General features: G+C 34.5%; 13 protein-coding genes. 7 read left to right on the forward strand and 6 right to left on the reverse strand.

The window, feature by feature from the left end:
• The first annotated feature begins 3 nt into the window (after positions 1 to 3).
• Positions 4 to 540, forward strand: coding sequence for a lysozyme inhibitor LprI family protein (locus Q0543_RS16065; protein WP_299255462.1), 537 nt, complete (start codon positions 4 to 6; stop codon positions 538 to 540).
• A gap of 35 nt (positions 541 to 575) precedes the next feature.
• Positions 576 to 1,652 carry a mannose-1-phosphate guanylyltransferase gene (locus Q0543_RS16070; RefSeq protein WP_299255464.1) on the forward strand — a complete coding sequence of 359 codons (1,077 nt, stop codon included), beginning with the start codon at positions 576 to 578 and terminating at the stop codon, positions 1,650 to 1,652.
• A gap of 81 nt (positions 1,653 to 1,733) precedes the next feature.
• On the opposite strand, the gene Q0543_RS16075 is transcribed toward Q0543_RS16070, so the two are convergent.
• The 6 genes from Q0543_RS16075 to Q0543_RS16100 all read right to left on the reverse strand — a co-directional run bounded on the left by Q0543_RS16075 (position 1,734) and on the right by Q0543_RS16100 (position 9,064).
• On the reverse strand, positions 1,734 to 3,371 hold the full coding sequence (locus Q0543_RS16075) for an NADP-dependent glyceraldehyde-3-phosphate dehydrogenase (protein ID WP_299255466.1): 1,638 nt from the start codon (positions 3,369 to 3,371) through the stop codon (positions 1,734 to 1,736).
• Between the two features lie 16 nt (positions 3,372 to 3,387).
• The gene (locus tag Q0543_RS16080) at positions 3,388 to 3,708 is read right to left on the reverse strand and encodes a winged helix-turn-helix domain-containing protein (RefSeq protein ID WP_299255468.1); all 321 of its coding nucleotides are present in this window, start codon (positions 3,706 to 3,708) and stop codon (positions 3,388 to 3,390) included.
• A gap of 172 nt (positions 3,709 to 3,880) precedes the next feature.
• On the reverse strand, positions 3,881 to 4,516 hold the full coding sequence (locus Q0543_RS16085) for a carbonic anhydrase (protein WP_299255470.1): 636 nt from the start codon (positions 4,514 to 4,516) through the stop codon (positions 3,881 to 3,883).
• 87 nt (positions 4,517 to 4,603) lie between these two features.
• Positions 4,604 to 5,113, reverse strand: a complete 510-nt coding sequence (locus Q0543_RS16090) for a hypothetical protein (RefSeq protein WP_299255472.1) — start codon at positions 5,111 to 5,113, stop codon at positions 4,604 to 4,606.
• Between the two features lie 23 nt (positions 5,114 to 5,136).
• Positions 5,137 to 5,934 carry a 23S rRNA (guanosine(2251)-2'-O)-methyltransferase RlmB gene (rlmB, locus tag Q0543_RS16095; protein ID WP_299255474.1) on the reverse strand — a complete coding sequence of 266 codons (798 nt, stop codon included), beginning with the start codon at positions 5,932 to 5,934 and terminating at the stop codon, positions 5,137 to 5,139.
• A gap of 151 nt (positions 5,935 to 6,085) precedes the next feature.
• Positions 6,086 to 9,064, reverse strand: a complete 2,979-nt coding sequence (locus tag Q0543_RS16100) for a DUF2723 domain-containing protein (protein ID WP_299255476.1) — start codon at positions 9,062 to 9,064, stop codon at positions 6,086 to 6,088.
• A gap of 310 nt (positions 9,065 to 9,374) precedes the next feature.
• Between Q0543_RS16100 and glgP the strand changes: the two genes are divergently transcribed.
• The 5 genes from glgP to Q0543_RS16125 all read left to right on the forward strand — a co-directional run bounded on the left by glgP (position 9,375) and on the right by Q0543_RS16125 (position 17,484).
• Positions 9,375 to 11,006: an alpha-glucan family phosphorylase gene (gene glgP, locus Q0543_RS16105; RefSeq protein WP_299255478.1), complete on the forward strand. Its 1,632-nt coding sequence runs from the start codon at positions 9,375 to 9,377 to the stop codon at positions 11,004 to 11,006.
• 203 nt (positions 11,007 to 11,209) lie between these two features.
• Complete coding sequence (locus Q0543_RS16110) at positions 11,210 to 12,388, forward strand: DUF4856 domain-containing protein (RefSeq protein ID WP_299255480.1); 1,179 nt, start codon at positions 11,210 to 11,212, stop codon at positions 12,386 to 12,388.
• Positions 12,389 to 12,464: 76 nt separating this feature from the next.
• On the forward strand, positions 12,465 to 13,610 hold the full coding sequence (locus tag Q0543_RS16115; RefSeq protein WP_299255482.1) for an imelysin family protein: 1,146 nt from the start codon (positions 12,465 to 12,467) through the stop codon (positions 13,608 to 13,610).
• A 135-nt stretch (positions 13,611 to 13,745) separates the two neighbouring features.
• On the forward strand, positions 13,746 to 15,080 hold the full coding sequence (locus tag Q0543_RS16120; protein WP_299255484.1) for an HTTM domain-containing protein: 1,335 nt from the start codon (positions 13,746 to 13,748) through the stop codon (positions 15,078 to 15,080).
• Positions 15,073 to 17,484: a TonB-dependent receptor gene (locus Q0543_RS16125; RefSeq protein ID WP_299255486.1), complete on the forward strand. Its 2,412-nt coding sequence runs from the start codon at positions 15,073 to 15,075 to the stop codon at positions 17,482 to 17,484. Before Q0543_RS16120 ends, Q0543_RS16125 begins: the two co-directional genes overlap by 8 nt.
• The last annotated feature ends 143 nt before the right edge of the window (positions 17,485 to 17,627 follow it).

Below are 17,627 nucleotides of genomic sequence, written 5' to 3' on the forward strand. Positions count from 1 at the left end.
TATATGAAAACTATTATTACAGCATTATACTGTCTTTTTGCATTTACAAATTATGCTCAACTTTCAGATGCGCAACTAAACAAATTTCGCTATCAAGTAGATAGCGCAAGTTCACTTTTACATCAATCCTTATTGGCAAAAGGCCAAACTGTATTTACTACTGTATTTACGGTTGATACATTCAAAGTGGAACGGATGTTGAAATTAAAATTAAAAAGTGATACAACTAAAGACGAGCAAATATTATCCATATATGATGCAGAAATTGAATATGACTTCTTAATAGGCAAATACAATAAAATATTATTAAACTTGTATAATGAGCAAGATCAAAAGACGGTTATAGCAGATCAGAAGAAATGGATCAAATACCGAGATGAGCAAATAGCAATCTCTGAAAAAAAATACAGCGAAAAAGTGGAAGGTAATCAGAAGGATAAGACGATTGCAAAATCAATGGATCATTTGGTGTTGTCAAAACTGCGGGTAATTGATTTGTACAATCAGATTTTGACTTCTCCGTTGTTTGAAAACGAGTAAATATATTAAATAGATTATAGTAGAGGAATAATAAAATGGATATAAATAATTATGCCGTAATAATGGCAGGGGGCATCGGTAGTAGATTTTGGCCATTTAGTAGAACAAAGTATCCAAAACAATTTCATGATGTATTGGGTACCGGCAAAACACTTATTCAACAAACTGTTGAGCGTTTTAAAGATATTTGTCCAAATGAAAACATTATCATTGTTACCAATAAGGATTATGTTGGCTTAGTTAAAGAGCAATTGCCTTTTTTAAAGGATCACCAAATTTTAGCAGAGCCTATTGGTAGAAATACAGCACCTTGTTTAGCATATGCTTCGTATAAAATTTTGCAGAAAGATAAAAATGCCAATATTGTTGTTGCACCTTCAGATCACATAATATTACAAGAGAAAGAATTTGAAAATGTTATTGTAGAAGCCTTACAAGCAACTGAGCAATCTGATATTCTAATAACATTGGGAATGAAGCCCACAAGACCGGATACAGGTTATGGTTACATTCAATATATCGACGAGAAAAAATTACGTATAAAAAAGGTTAAAACGTTTACTGAAAAACCAGCGCTTGATTTAGCAATCAAATTTATTGAAAGTGGAGAGTTTGTTTGGAATGCAGGGATTTTTATTTTCAATGCACAAACAATCGTTGAAGCAATCAAAAAGCATTTACCAGAAATGGATGAAGTGTTTGCTGAAGGCAATGGACTTTATTGGACAGATAATGAAAATGAGTTTATTCAAAGAGCATATTCGCGTTGTCAAAATGTTTCCATCGATTACGGCATCATGGAAAAATCCGACAAGGTATATGTGATGCTTGCCGATTTTGGCTGGTCTGATTTGGGTACATGGAAATCCTTGTTTGAAAACATGCCCAAAAATGCAGACGAAAATGTATTGGATGGAAATATTCTCACCTACGACTGTAAAGACACAATCATTAAAACACCTAAAGATAAATTGGTGGTTGTGGAAGGCTTAGAAGGCTTTATTGTGGCTGAATTTGACGGCGTATTGATGATTTGTCGTAAAGAAAACGAGCAACGTGTTAAAGATTTTGTTTCAGATGTGAAGGCAACAAAAGATAAAAAGTTTGTATAAAATTATTTAATTAAAGTGTAAAGTCCCGCTTCATCCAAGATGAAGCGGGACTTTTTTTATGAAATGATTTTTATTTTTCGATTAGAAAATAAAATCAGTAGATAAGAACTTAGAAGAACGGTCTTTAATAATGTCTGTCAACATTTCTTTATTTACGTCAATATCTTTTGCTGCAACCATTGCACGAATACTGAATGTTCTCAATGCATCTGCAACAGATAAGGTACCTTCACCAGAATCTTTTCTTCCTGTAAACGGAAATACATCTGGTCCGCGTTGGCACTGGCTGTTGATGTTTACTCTACAAACTTGATTTATTAAATTATCTGTTAAGCTCGCAACATCATCATTGTCTGTACCGAAGATACTCGCTTGTTGACCATAATTTGATTCAACCATATATTGAATAACTTCTTCAATTTTGTCGTAGGCAACAATAGGAACTACAGGTCCAAATTGTTCTTCGTAATACAATTTCATTTTACTGTTTACTGGGTAAACAATTGCAGGCGCATAAAATGTATGTTCAATAGTACCACCACCTGTATTGATTACTTGAGCACCGTGTGCTTCAGCATCTTCAATTAATGCTTTTAACAAACCTGGTTTTTCTGGCTCTGGTAGAGGTGTGATTTGCACACCATCTTCCCAAGGCATACCCCATTTAAGAGCTTCAACTTCTTTAACAAATTTGTTTATGAACGTATCTACTACATTTTTTTGTACGAAGATGATTTTTAAAGCTGTACAACGTTGGCCGTTGTAAGACAATGAACCCAACGCACATTCTTTAACTGCTAAATCTAAATCAGCATGGTTTAAAACAATCGCAGGGTTTTTTGCTTCCAATGCAAGTACCGAACGCAAACGGTTGGGTCTTGGATGTTGCATCTTCATGATGTTGGCAGATTTACTTGTGCCAATAAATGCAAGTACATCAATTTTACCTGTAGTCATCAATGGTCCAACAGTAGCTCTACCACGACCAAACACTACGTTGATTACACCTTTAGGGAATGAATCTCTGAACGCTTCTAACAACGGGCGATGTAAGAGAACACCAATTTTAGCAGGCTTAAATACTACCGTATTTCCCATGATGAGTGCGGGAATTAATGTAGTGAAGGTTTCATTCAATGGGTAATTGTATGGGCCCATACATAATACCACACCTAGTGGGCTACGACGAATTTTGCCAATGATACCTTGCTCAAATTGGAAGTTATTTGAAGAACGATCTAATTTTTTATACGCTTCAATTGTATCTAAAATGTATTCAACTGTACGGTCAAATTCTTTTTCAGAGTCTTTAATTGTTTTGCCAATTTCCCACATCAATGTTTTAACAACCTCCGTACGTTTTGATTTCATCGCTTTTACAAACGCTTCCATCGCACGTATACGGCCTTCAACAGTCATTGTAGGCCATTCGCCTGTGCCGTTTTTGTATGCGCCAATAGCAGCATTCAATGCATCCGTAGCCTCAACTTCTGTAAGTAGAGGAGTTGTACCTAAAAACTTTTGTTCCGTTCCGTTTGCTGTTTGAATGCAAACGGGTGAGAATATATCTTGAACGGCACCATTCCAAATTTTTATTTCACCATTTACCAAATATTCTTTTTGATGCACAGGCTCGCCATATGCATATTCTGAAGGAATTTCCGATTCATTTGGAAATATATTTGCTAATTTATCAGTTACAGATTCTATCGTATTCATAATTTATAAGATTGAATTAAGAAAGTTCTTTTAAGGTGTTGAAATAATGTACAAATATTTTTTTAGCTTTTTCCCAATTTTCGACATTAATACAGTAACAAGTTCTAGGACCTTCCACTTTGCCATAGATCAAACCTGCATCTTTCAATGCTTTGATGTGTTGGGAAATGGTAGATTGAGATAAACCAATCTCTTCGGTTAATTCACCGCAAAAGCAGGTGTTTTTGTCAAGCATTAATTTCAATATCGAAATGCGTGCAGGGTGGGAGAGTGCTTTGGAGATGTTTACCAATTGCTCTTCTTCTGAAGTTAAATTTTGCTCTTTCGTGATGGGCATTTAATCTTTGAATTAACTAATCGTAAAGATACGATTGGATTGTTAAAAGGCAATTAAATGAAAATAAAAGTATCGAAATTGTATGTTAATATTAGAAAAATACTATTTGATATTTAAAATAGAATACATTGGATAAAAAAGAATGTGTTCTATTTTAAATATCAAAGGATTATTACACCGTTCCTAAATCGTAAATCTCACGAATAGAATCAAGGATTTTTACGAAGTCAATTTTCAAGTCGATCAATTTGCCTGTTTTCATATCGAATACCCAACCGTGCACTTCTGGGTAGCCTGTAGATAAATAATGCTTTTGCCAAACAGCCATTTTGATAATGTTGACACATTGTTCTTCTACATTCAATTCTACCAACCGATCGTAGCGCGCATCTTCATCTGTTATAGCATTTAGTTCAGCCTTATGAAAACGATACACATCTCTTATTGTTCGCAACCATGGATTTAATATTCCTAGATCTTTACTTTGCATCGCTGCTTTAACACCACCACATAAATAATGGCCGCAAACAACAATGTGTTTTACTTTTAAATGTTCTATTCCATAAACAACAACGCTTGCAGAGTTGATATCGTTGTTTGGAACAAGGTTCGCAATGTTTCTATGTACAAAAACATCTCCTGGTGTAGCACCCATTATTTCTTCCGCAGTAACACGACTGTCGCTGCAACCAATAAATAAATATTCTGGATTTTGACCTTCAGCCAGATGTTTGAAAAAGTCTTTATCTTCTGCGTTTTTATCTGCAACCCATTTCTTATTATTTTCGAATATTGCGTCGTAATTCATAATGTGATTTTTAAGAAAGTTTCAGCCAAAGTATTTTTTTATCTCAGACTGATATATAAGTTACTGATTTTATCAATTAAATCAATGTTACATTCTACTGTATAGAGATAGTAGCCAAATTAATACAGAAGCGTAATAAAATAGCATATTATTCCAGAAGGCAAACAATAGACAGGAGGCAATTGCCAATAATCTATGTAGGGATACAGGCTCGTTGTAATTAAATTGAGGTATGAAATGTAAGGCCATAAAAATGGCCATTAAAATGAAAATAGGTTTTCTATTTTCATTAAAAAAGATTTTCTTATCTTCTTTGTCGTCTGTGTTGGTTAAGATATTTACCAATATTAAAAATACCAATGGAGGCAATAAATATAGCCAATAGGTAAAATAGGTTATGTTGGTAAACTGATGTGATAATTTAAAGAAGTTAAATACATTATTGACTCCTATATCTGTAGTGGCTATGATAATTATTATGTGAGGCAAATACAATGACTTTGGATTTAGGAATTTTTTCCATTGTCCAAATAAGTCACTTAAGGCTATACCATAAATTAATAAGGGTACAAACAATAAGTATTCTACAATATCCATTTAAATTATTTTGTTGCAGTAGATTACTTAGTCTTTAATCTTTGTCTTGTAACCTCAGATAAAATCATTCCGGTTGCCACAGATACATTTAATGAATTTATATGTCCACTCATTGGTATTGTGACATGTGCATCAGCGTAGCGCAACAAATCCATACTAATGCCGTCTTCTTCGCTACCCATAAGAATAACACAAGGGTCTGTTAAATCTTCATCATATACATTTACACTACCTTTTTCGGAACAGGCAATGATTTTCAATCCGCATTGTTTTAAATATTTTACGGTATCAATCAAATGATCTACTCTACAAACAGGTATGTGATACAATGCACCTGCAGATGTTTTTACTGCATCGCTATTTAATTGAGCTGCACCTCTTGAAGGAACAACCATAGCATCTACACCCAAACATTCCGCACTTCTAGCTACCGCCCCAAAGTTACGTACATCTGTTACACGATCTAACATTACTAATAATGGATTCTTACCTGTTTCAAAACAGTTGCTGACGATGTTATCTAAAGAAGCAAAGTTGATGGCAGATAAATAACAAATAACACCTTGGTGGTTTTTGCGCGTTACACGATCTAGTTTTTCAATCGGAACTTTTATAACCGGAACTTTAACTCTGTTTGCAAGTTCAAATAATTCTTGAACGACACTTTGTTCAATGTTCCGTTGTATTAATATTTTATCAATTTCTTTTCCAGCTTCTAATGCTTCTATTACCGGACGGATACCGAAAATGACATCTTTATCATTTGCTGGTTTGTTCTCTTCGTAAGAAGCAGAATTTCTTCTTGGATAGTTTTTTTCCATGTCTCTTGTGCTTCATGTAGTAGCACCTTATGTTAATTGTGTTGTTCATTGAATCGAATGAGAGTCATTCTATTCAATTCGTTATTAGAGTAAAAAGTCTCCCGATCCCAATCCCGATAGCTATCAGGATTGGGATCGGGAGACTTTTTAATTATCTAAGTTCTTTTGTTAGACCCGAATCAACTAAGAAGGTTTCAATTTCCTTCGCTTCTTTTTCGTACCCGTTTTCTTCTAAAACTGAAGATAAAACTTGAAGTGTAATTGCTGATGTACGTTTTTTATTCGTCTCTTTTATTTTATCTGCTTTGATATAATTCACTACACCTTCTGTGTAACGTTTTATGTCCATTGCATATTTATAACCTAATTCTTTTTCTCCCAATTTAAATAATTGACCTACCATATAAGCGTTTAAGTAATCGTATGGTATTGCTGGGCTTTGGATTTTTTTGAAACAGAATAGTAAGACTTCTTTCGCTTCTGCATTTTTGCCTTCTAACATCAATTGACCAGCCAGCGTGTAAAACTGACTTTTTGTATTCATGGTAAATCGTTGGTAGTTCTCATCGTAGAAAATAGTTGAATCATCCAAATTTGTAAATTCGAATTTCATCATATTTGATTTCATCAAACCTGTGTTGATCCAGCCATCTCTTACCATCGGCATTTCTGCAGGTAATAATCTATATGCCATACCTTCTAATTGCATATAATGTTGCAATCCAATATAGTCTGAAGGTGAAAGCGTAGAAGAGAAATAAATTGGTCGTTTCCAATTGTTGTTTGCAATCATGTTAAGAATCACAAACGTGCGTTTATCCATACCACTGCCATCCACTACAAAGTCCATTCTAGGTACAACTTTTACATTCAATATATTAGGAACAATACCTAATGAATTAACATGTGCCGTATCAATTGGAAGGGAGAAATTTTGAGTTGGATATAAAACGATTTCGCTGCCATCATAAACACGCGTAACCATTTTATCTTTTCTCTTCACTAAATCTAAGAAAATAGGCAAATTGATTACTGCATTTTTATTTTTTTCAAATGTTTCTGAATCCAAATACAAGTAATCATTGGTTCCTTGTCTATATAATTCTGGTTTAAGATCAATAGGTAAGGAGTCTGACAAATATGCTTTGTTTTGCATTTGTTTAATGTACCAATCTGTATTCAGTAAACTTAAATTACATACACGCACATCTGTACGGAAGCCTTCTACTTCTTGAGCATACCATAATGGATACGTGTCATTATCACCACCCGTAAATAGAATTGCATTTTCAGCACAGCTGTTTAATAAATTTTTCGCAGACTCTACTTGATAAAAACGTTTGCTTCTATCGTGATCGTCCCATCCTTCTGAAGCCATGATTGCAGGTACAGAAATTAATAATAGAGATGCAACCGTTGCTGCAACTGTTTTGTTTTTTAAGATATATTTTTCAAAGAAATCGGTTAAGAACATCACCGATAAACCGATCCAAATTGAGAAGGCATAGAACGATGCAGCAAACGTATAATCTCGTTCACGCGGCTCTGTAGGTGGTTGATTCAAATAAAGAATGATTGCTAAACCTGTAAAGAAAAACAACATACCTACTATCGTACCATTTTTCCAATCGCGTTTTGCTTGGAAACTTAATCCCAACAAACCTGCTATCAAAGGCAACATGAAGAAATTGTTACGAGCCTTGCTAGCAAATAAAGATGTAGTTGCATCTAAGCTAAACCAATTGTTTGGTCCCATCCAAGCTGAATCTTGCTCATCACCCATACGCCCAGCAAAATTCCAAAGGAAGTATCTCCAATACATGTGACCCATTTGGTAGGTAAACATGAATGAAATGTTTTCGCCAAATGTTGGTACGTGACTTTTGCTAAAGCCCATCCAACTTCTGTATTGTTCTGGATGACCAGGTTGTTGGCTGTACATACGTGGAAAAAGCGTTTTATCTTTTTCTTTATATTCTGCTTCAACTTTATAATCTGATATAATATACTTGTCCTTTCCTTTAGCGTCTTTTACGGGTGTATAAACAGGACTTGTTTTTACGTAATTAGGTCGATCAGCTGTAAACTTTGGCCCTTTCAATAGTGGACGATCGCCATATTGCTCGCGTTTCAAATACGAAGTGAAGGTCATTACATTTTCAGGATCGTTCATGTCAATCGGAGGATTGAACTGAGAACGGATAACAATGATTCCGTATGAAAAATATCCAATCAAAATAAAACCTAAAGCGAGTAATGAGGTGTTTAATAAACGTTTTCCTGTTTTGTGAGAATAATACACAGCGTAAGAAAGTCCACCGATTAAAACCAACATAAATACCAATACACCTGTGCCAAAGCCAAAGCCCATGGTGTTAACAAAGAATAATTCGAATTGAGAAGCAATGGATGGTAAACCAGGGATAATACCGACCATTACCACACCCAACAGAATTACGCTTATGATAAGCGTAATGAAAGACCCCTTTAAATCAATTTTATCGTATTTTTTAAAATAGTATACAAATGCCAATGCAGGAATGGCTGTTAAGTTTAATAAATGGACACCAATCGATAAACCAACTAAGTATGCAATAAAAATCAACCAACGCTCTGAAGCGTCTTCGTCTGAATGCGCTTCCCATTTAAGGATTGCCCAAAATACAATTGCTGTGAAGAAAGAAGACATAGCATACACTTCTGCTTCAACAGCTGAAAACCAAGCTGAATCGGAGAATGTATAGGCTAAACTACCTACTACACCTGCACCCATTACAGAAATGATTTGTCCGGCTGTAAAGAATCCATCCTGATTCATCGCAAGTTTTTTTCCAATCATGGTGATAGACCAGAATAAGAATAAGACTGTAAATGCACTAGATAATGCGGAAACTAAGTTTACACAATAGGCAACATGCATTGGATCGCTTGCAAATAAGGAGAAGAATCTACCTACTAATAAGAAAATGGGCGCTCCTGGTGGATGTGGTACCATTAGTTTATATGATGTAGAAATAAATTCACCGCAGTCCCAAAAACTAGCAGTAGGTTCCATGGTGGATACGTAAACAAAAGCGGCTATTATAAATACCAGCCACCCAACAAGATTGTTTATTCTATTATAAGTCATCACTTCAATTTTAATAAAAAACGATAAGGTGCGAAATTACTAAAAAAAACCTTTAAAGCAGGCTTTTTGATCTTCTAAATTAGATGTACGACCATCTAAATTATATGTAAAGGAATTAATCTTAAATTTTAGAGTAAATCCGACCAAGAAACGAATGGATAAATATATTTTACGTTACATAGTCGCTTCTTGCATTCCCTTTGTACATTTGAATTATAGGAATAAGTGAAAGCCTAAGAGAGGCCATAAAACAACGTTTGGTTTCTTGAAATAGTATATGAATCTCATTTCCCGCTCTTCATAAAAAAAAATGGCTCTTGAAATAAAACAAGAATACGAAACATCGGTTGCGTATTTTTCAATGGAATTTGCTATACACCAACCTTTTAAAGGTTATTCTGGCGGTTTAGGTTTTTTGTCTGGTTCGCATATGCGAAGTGCATATAGCTTGGGACAAAACATAATTGGTGTTGGAATGCTTTGGAAGTTTGGCTATTACGACCAAGCACGCAACGAAGATTTAACAATGCGTGTCGATTACACAACGAAGTATTACTCATTTTTCGAAGATGTTGATATTAAAGTACGTGTAGTTGTATTTGGTAAAGAAGTATTTGTTAAAGCCTTTTTATTGAAATCAGAAGTTTTTGATACGGCTCCCATTTATTTTTTAACTACAGATATTCCTGAAAATGATTATTTGTCTCGTACCATTTCTCATCATTTATATGATCCCAATGAAGAAACAAGAATTGCCCAAAGTATTATTTTAGGTATTGGTGGGGGTAAAGTATTGGATGCATCAAATAAAAAAATTGATGTATACCATATTAATGAAGGTCATGCATTACCAATTGCGTTTCATTTATATGAAAAAAATCAAAATTGGGATACGGTAAAAACGCAATTTGTATTTACCACCCACACTCCAGAAAAAGCAGGTAATGAAACCCATAATATTGATTTATTGAAACGAGCGAGTTTTTTTGGTTCTGTGCCAATAGAAGCTGTGGAGCAATTGAATGCTGTTGACAACGGACAGTTTAATTATACTTTGGCTGCATTAAAAATGGCTAAGAAAGCCAATGGTGTATCAGCATTGCATGGGGAAGTCGCTCGAAAAATGTGGTCGAAATATGAAGGTATCTGTTACATTGATCATATAACAAATGCGCAAAATGTAACCTATTGGGCGGATAAAACATTGTTGCAAGCGTATCGCGAGCATAACGACGAATGGATTATGTACCGAAAGAAACAATTAAAAAAGGAATTGTTTGAAGTGATTGCAGATCAAACAGGAGATATTCTTGATCCGGATGTGTTAACAATTGTATGGAGTAGAAGATTTGCGGGTTATAAACGTCCAGATTTGATCATGAGAGATTATGATCGTTTTTTAAAATTGATTCAACATGTGGATCAGCCCATACAAATCATTTGGGCAGGTAAACCATACCCTCTGGATTCAGATGCGATCACTATTTTTAATAAGATACTTCAAACTACCTTGCAATCTAATAGAGCAGTTATTTTGGTTGGGTATGAATTGGGCCTTTCTGCATTATTAAAAAAAGGGGCTGATGTCTGGCTAAATAACCCACGCTATACGCGCGAAGCTTCGGGGACAAGTGGGATGACAGCTGCTATGAATGCGACAATTAATTTGTCAAATAGGGATGGCTGGATGATGGAATTCGGTAAACACTTGGATAATAGTTTTATCATGGAGCATTCCGCACAACAAGATAATGTTTACGAACAAGACAATGAGGATGCGTGTTTTTTATATGAAACCTTGGAACAATGTGTAATACCGATGTATTATAATGAACCTCATAAATGGGCGCAATTGATACGAAAAAGCATGGATGATATTTTTCCGTTTTTTAATTCAGACCGCATGGCAGATGAATATTATAAGAAGTTGTATAATGCTTAAAAAAGGCTGTAGTTTATTGAATATGTAAAATTATTTCATGTAATATATTGATAAAGAATGGAATATGTTTTAATTAGAAAAAGTTCCAAATATTTTTAATTTCTTATTTGTATTTAATCTAAATAAACATAAATTGCGACATATTTAAAAATAACCTTCAACAGTATAATTTATATAACATTAATAATATGAATATGTTAACTATGAAAAACCGATTCTTACTTGTTTTAGCTCTTATTATTGGCTTAACAACCGCTTGTAAAAAGAAAGATGATGATCCACAACCACAAGTGCAATTACCTGCATTTAGAACAAATACGATTGATTATAACACATTAACACCAACAACATCTTATAGAACTTCTTTCCTTGATAAGAATGGCGATTCTACAGTAGATCGTACAGAAGGTAGAGAGCGTTTGAGAATGTTTAAAGGTTTGTTTGCGTATATCGGTACAGCAACAAAAGACGGTGATGTAATTGATTCTGCAACTATCAGTAATTTATTTGCAAATGAAAATACTGCATTTACGGGTGCGTATGCTGATTTAAACGGAAATACGTTTAGCATTAAATCTGCTACAGCAGCTTCATTAACGAATAAACAAGACGTAGATAATTTTCTTGAACATGCATTTGGTAGAATGGCGTATATCAGTCAATTTTCTGGTGATGTAGCTTCGAAAGGTGTTCCTGGAAAATTGGGTACATATTTAGTGGATGAAAACGGTGTTGAATGGGCTCAAATTATTCAGAAGTCATTAATTGGTGGTTATCACTTAGATTACATCGCAAATGTTATGTTGGTAGCGGGTTTGAATGCAGATAACAGCAAATTAGTTGCGGGTAAAAACTATACAGCCCTAGAGCATAATTGGGATGTTGCGTATGGTTTTTTATCAATCAATGATATTTATGGACTTAATGGTACTGCTGATGGAGTTACACCAGCTACAAATGGTGGTGAGAGTTATTTAGGCGCTTATACATGGGAATACAATAGAAAGAATTTTGGTAAAGTACACAGTGCATTCCTAAAAGGACGAGCTGCTATCCACAACAATGATATGGCTGAAGTACAAAATCAAGCAAAAATTATTAGAAATATATTGGAATTTGCTGTTGGTGCAGCTGCAAATGGCTATATGGTTAAAGCATCTAATCCTGCAACTGTTGAAGCTTCTAGAGCACATGCTTTTGGAGAAGGATATGGGTTTGTATACGCTACCCGTTTTTGTAAACTTACAGGTTGTACGGATGCATTTTCGAATGGCTTAATGAATGATTTATTTACATCTTCCGTAACTAATTTCTATGATATTATTGCTTCTCAATTTACCGGGGTTAGTAATAAATTAAAAAATAAATTCAACATACAATAATACAATTGTAATAAAGCAATAAAGGAAACCTGTTAGATATTTTAACAGGTTTCCTTTATTTATTAATATAAAAAAAATGTCGCGATTGAAAAGAATATTACTATTGGTTTGCATTGCAATAATTGGATGTATTGTTTCATGTAAGCCTCGTACATCGGATAATACAATACCTGCAAAGGGGAATGATTCGGATCGTTCTCTGATGCTAGTAAATATTGCAGACAATATTATTTTACCTACGTATGCAAATTTTGATTTGAAATTAACGGACATGATTTCAAAATCAGATGCGTTTAGAAATGCTCCAACTGAAGTGACTTTAACAGAATTTAGAACTGCTTGGGCGGATGCTTACATTGAATGGCAAAAAGCAGCTTTGTTTGATTTTGGTCCAGCTACAGATTATACGCTAAATTCTTTTTTGAATTTATATCCAACCAATGTGAGTGCTATTCAAGCAAACATCACAGCTGGAAATGCAAATTTGGAAAACTTTTCATTCTATTCAGCGCAAGGCTTTCCTGCATTGGATTATTTAATAAATGGAATAGCAACATCAGATGCAGATATTGTTTCCTTGTATGATACAGACATAGATGCGGCTAAACGTAACGCGTATCTTCTAAAATTAACGAATCAGATGCGTCTAAAATTTGACGGAGTAAACAATGCTTGGAAAAACAACTATCGCAATACCTTTATTGCAAGCACAGGTAATGGAGTAAATGCTTCAACATCTGTAATGGTAAATGGAATTGTATATTATTACGAACGTTTTTTACGTTCTGGCAAATTTGGAATCCCTTCTGGAGCAATGGTTAACGGAACCTTACTACCAGGTAATGTTGAAGCATACTATAGTAAAGCACTTGCGAAAACACTTGCAGAAACAGCCCACCAATCTTTTGTTGATTTCTTTAACGGAAAAGGTGTCAATACTGGAATTACTGGTCCATCATTATTTAGCTACTTAAACGCTCTTGATGCAAAAGATGCAACCACAAGTGTATTGATTTCAAAAGAAATCACTACGCAATTTGATGTTGTAAAAACAAAATTGGATGCATTAACTGGAGAGGATTTAAGCAATGAAGTTTCAACACAAAATGCAAATATGATAGCTGTTTACAATCAAATGCAAATTGCTACACGTATGTTAAAAGTAGATATGTGTTCAGCTTTAAGTATTACAATTACATATACCGATAACGACGGAGATTAAAATATAATGGCTCGCTCGCTGTGCTTGTTCATATTCGGCCAACTACAGTGAGCGAGCCATTGGTTTTAAAAGTGAACTTAATACACACAATTGGCCGCGTTTGTGTCTTTTAGACCGACTATTAAATAATTAGCAATGAGTAATTATTTCAACAGAACAACATCTGTTGCGCCCTTAGTTGTTTTCAGAATAGGATTAGGCTTTATGCTTTTTCTTGGAACGATTCGGTTTTGGCTGAATGGTTGGATAGAAGGATTATACATAAGCCCCAAATATTTTTTTCCCTATTATGGTTTTGATTTCGTAGTTCCTTTAGGAAACTACACCTACGCGCTTTTTTTTATTTGTGGACTATCCGCACTTTTTGTTGCACTTGGGTTTTTGTATCGACTATCTAGTATTACACTCTTTTTGAGTTTTACATATATCGAACTCATAGACAAAACAACATATTTAAATCATTACTATTTTATCACTCTAATTTGTTTCTTAATGATGTTCTTGCCTGCGCATGTCTATTTTTCAGTAGATGCCTATCGCAAAGAACATATTCGTGCAAACACGGTACCCCAGTGGTGCATCGATTCTATTAAATTATTTGTAAGTACTTTATATATCTGTGCAGGTATTGCCAAAATAAACCCCGATTGGTTATTACATGCCTTGCCTTTAAAAATATGGCTACCAGCTCGTAATGATATGCCAATCATTGGTTTTTTATTTAATTACACGTGGGTATTCTATTTATTTAGTTGGTTTGGCTGCATCTATGATTTATGCATTCCATTTTTTTTGTGGAACAAACGAACACGTATTGTTGCATACTTTTTTGTAGTCGTATTTCATGTACTCACATCCATGCTTTTCCCTATTGGCATGTTTCCATATATCATGATTATTACGGCTTTAATTTTCTTTTCGCCTACATTTCATGAACGTATTATTAGTTTTATCATAGATTTATTACCAACACTTTCAAAATCAGTTGCATCCAATAAAACGTATATATATAGTAATTTTAAAAAGCGCTTTGTGTTGGGCGTTTTTTTTGCGTTTTTTGCAATCCAGTTTGTAATGCCCTTTAGATATTTATTATATCCTGGACAATTATTTTGGACAGAAGAAGGGTATCGATTTTCTTGGAGAGTAATGTTGATGGAGAAAGCAGGATATACGCAGTTTACGGTGAAAGACGGAAACGGAAAATACATCATTGTAAATAATGAGGAATTCTTAACAAGGCAACAAGAGAAAATGATGTCTACACAACCCGATATGATGTTGCAATATGCCCACATACTAGCCGATTATTATGAACTACAGGGTTTTGTCAATCCATCTGTATATGTAGATGCATATGTTGCATTAAACGGGAGGATTGGTAAAAGTATGGTTGATACACAGGTTGATTTAGCTAAGGAAAAAGAATCACTTGGTCACAAATATTGGATTATTAATTACAATGAATAAATTTTCGCTCTTACTATTATTTAGTTGTTTTCTAACAATTAAATCGTTTGCACAACATACCTTAACAGGTAAGGTGATTTCTTCGGATGCATCTGTATATATGGATTTTTGTACGGTTGCTCTTAATGATGGTGTCTACACGACCAATACCGACTCAACTGGTTTTTTTAGGTTTGAAAATTTACCCGAAGCGTCCTACACTATTTCAACACATACGTTTGGTTTTGTAACAACAAAAGTAACTATTCAATTAGGGAAAAATAAATATATAACCATCGTGGTTAATCCGGAAAAAGATGCGATAGATACAATTGAGATTGTTAGTAAAGCTTCACAAGATCATCACTTGGGTGATGTAGAAGATATGGCTATTTATGCTGGGAAAAAATCGGAAGTGATTGTGATGGATAGCTTGGTTGTAAATACTGCTACCAATAATGCTCGGCAAGTATATGCACGTGTGCCTGGTTTAAATATTTGGGAAAATGATGGCGCAGGTATTCAATTAAGTATTGGGGGGCGTGGCTTAGATCCAAATCGTACATCTAATTTTAATGTTCGACAAAATGGATATGATATTAGTGCAGATGCGCTCGGCTATCCAGAAAGTTATTATACCCCACCCACAGAAGGGATTGAGCGTATTCAAGTTGTACGTGGAGCTGCATCTTTGCAATATGGAACGCAATTTGGTGGGATGCTTAATTTTGTGATGCGCAAGCCTGTTGCAGATAAGAAAATACAATTGGTGGCAAGGCAATCTATTGGTTCATTCGGGTTTTACAATACGTTCACAAGCTTAGGTGGTACTGTTGGTAAGGTGAGTTACTATACCTATTTTCAATATAAAACGGGTAATGGATGGAGACCAAATTCTGATTTTAATAATTATAATTATTATGGGAATGTAAATTATCAAATCAGTAAACGTACAAGTATTGGCGTTGATATTACGATTATGAATTACTTGGCACACCAACCAGGTGGTTTGTCAGATGCGATGTTTAAAGAAAATGCGCGCCAATCAAACCGTGATCGAAATTGGTTTCAAGTAAATTGGAAAATGGCGGCAGTGCATTTCAATCATAAATTCAATGAAACAAATGAGATGAATGTGCGGGTCTTTGGTTTGCTTGCGAATAGATATAGCGTTGGGTTTAGGCCCAATCGGGTTTCAACGATTGACGATGGAAGTACGCAACGAGATTTAATAAAAGGAGAGTTTAAAAATATAGGTGCAGAAGTTCGATACATGAAACGGTACTATATTGGTAAGAAATATTCTGTTTTATTAGTTGGTGCAAGAGGGTATTATGGAAATAATTTAAGTACACAAGGACAAGGCTCTAAAACGAGCAATGCGGATTTTAACTATGCAAGTAACAATTTCATGACCTATGATTATAAATTTTTAAATAGGAATGTGGCATTATTTGCTGAGAATGTTTTTTATATTGGAAACAAACTATCTATTACACCTGGACTTCGGTATGAATTTATTAGAACTTCTGCCGATGGCTATTATGGAAGTGTAGCGTACGATTTGGCAGGTAATATTATCAATAAGGATACAACGAATGAGTTTAGACAAAATTCACGTCAATTTTTATTAGGGGGGATTGGTATTAGTTACAAACCGATTCCTAAAATGAATATATATGGAAATATTTCTCAAAATTACAGATCGATAACGTATAGTGATATGCGTATTTCAAATCCATCTTCGGTTATTGATCCGAACTTAAAAGACGAAAAAGGCTTTACAACAGATATCGGATTGAGAAGTGAAGGTTCTACACGTTTTATTTACGATGCGAGTTTTTTTATTCTAAATTATAACAACCGCATTGGTGAGTACTTAACTTCAGATGCAAACAATCGGGTTGTTAGAGAGCGCACCAATATCGGCCGAGCCTTGATGGTTGGTGTTGAATGTTATTTGGAATACGATGTAATGAAATTATTTTTACCTAAAACAAAAAAATGGTCGGGTAGTTTATTTACTAACTCTGCATACATTCATTCTGAATATGTATCTAGTGGTATAACAGCGGTGCAAGGAAACCAAGTAGAATTTGTACCGATGTTTAATTTAAAAGGAGGTGTGCGTGCAGGATATAAAAAGTTTAAAATGTCCTTTCAATACACACATTTAACGCAACAATTTTCGGATGCGACGAATGCATTGGATGGCGGCGTATCTGGTGTAGTTGGTATTATACCTTCCTACAGTATTATGGATTTAAGTATGTCTTATGAATATAAAATATTCAAACTAGAAGGAAGTATTAACAACCTAACGAATCAGTATTACTTTACACGCAGAGCAACGGGGTATCCTGGCCCGGGTATTTTACCATCAGATGGCCGAGCATTTTATCTGACACTGCAAGTGAAAATTTAGCGAAAAAAGTACTTAGTACTTAGTACTAAGTATAAAGTATAAAGTTAATTTTGATTTTTTAAATTATTCTTTAAGGGTAAATCTGTACTCTGTACTCTGTACTCTGTACTCTGTACTCTGTACTCTGTACTCTGTACTCTGTA

Source organism: uncultured Cytophaga sp., assembly GCF_937863595.1.
GTDB lineage: Bacteria > Bacteroidota > Bacteroidia > Cytophagales > Cytophagaceae > Cytophaga.

Bases quoted from the DNA above. Each gene is read 5' to 3' on its own strand.
- Q0543_RS16065 (WP_299255462.1), top strand. From the start codon at position 4: ATGAAAACTATTATTACAGCATTATACTGTCTTTTTGCATTTACAAAT.
- Q0543_RS16070 (WP_299255464.1), top strand. From the start codon at position 576: ATGGATATAAATAATTATGCCGTAATAATGGCAGGGGGCATCGGTAGT.
- Q0543_RS16075 (WP_299255466.1), bottom strand. From the start codon at position 3,371: ATGAATACGATAGAATCTGTAACTGATAAATTAGCAAATATATTTCCA.
- Q0543_RS16080 (WP_299255468.1), bottom strand. From the start codon at position 3,708: ATGCCCATCACGAAAGAGCAAAATTTAACTTCAGAAGAAGAGCAATTG.
- Q0543_RS16085 (WP_299255470.1), bottom strand. From the start codon at position 4,516: ATGAATTACGACGCAATATTCGAAAATAATAAGAAATGGGTTGCAGAT.
- Q0543_RS16090 (WP_299255472.1), bottom strand. From the start codon at position 5,113: ATGGATATTGTAGAATACTTATTGTTTGTACCCTTATTAATTTATGGT.
- rlmB (WP_299255474.1), bottom strand. From the start codon at position 5,934: ATGGAAAAAAACTATCCAAGAAGAAATTCTGCTTCTTACGAAGAGAAC.
- Q0543_RS16100 (WP_299255476.1), bottom strand. From the start codon at position 9,064: ATGACTTATAATAGAATAAACAATCTTGTTGGGTGGCTGGTATTTATA.
- glgP (WP_299255478.1), top strand. From the start codon at position 9,375: ATGGCTCTTGAAATAAAACAAGAATACGAAACATCGGTTGCGTATTTT.
- Q0543_RS16110 (WP_299255480.1), top strand. From the start codon at position 11,210: ATGAAAAACCGATTCTTACTTGTTTTAGCTCTTATTATTGGCTTAACA.
- Q0543_RS16115 (WP_299255482.1), top strand. From the start codon at position 12,465: ATGTCGCGATTGAAAAGAATATTACTATTGGTTTGCATTGCAATAATT.
- Q0543_RS16120 (WP_299255484.1), top strand. From the start codon at position 13,746: ATGAGTAATTATTTCAACAGAACAACATCTGTTGCGCCCTTAGTTGTT.
- Q0543_RS16125 (WP_299255486.1), top strand. From the start codon at position 15,073: ATGAATAAATTTTCGCTCTTACTATTATTTAGTTGTTTTCTAACAATT.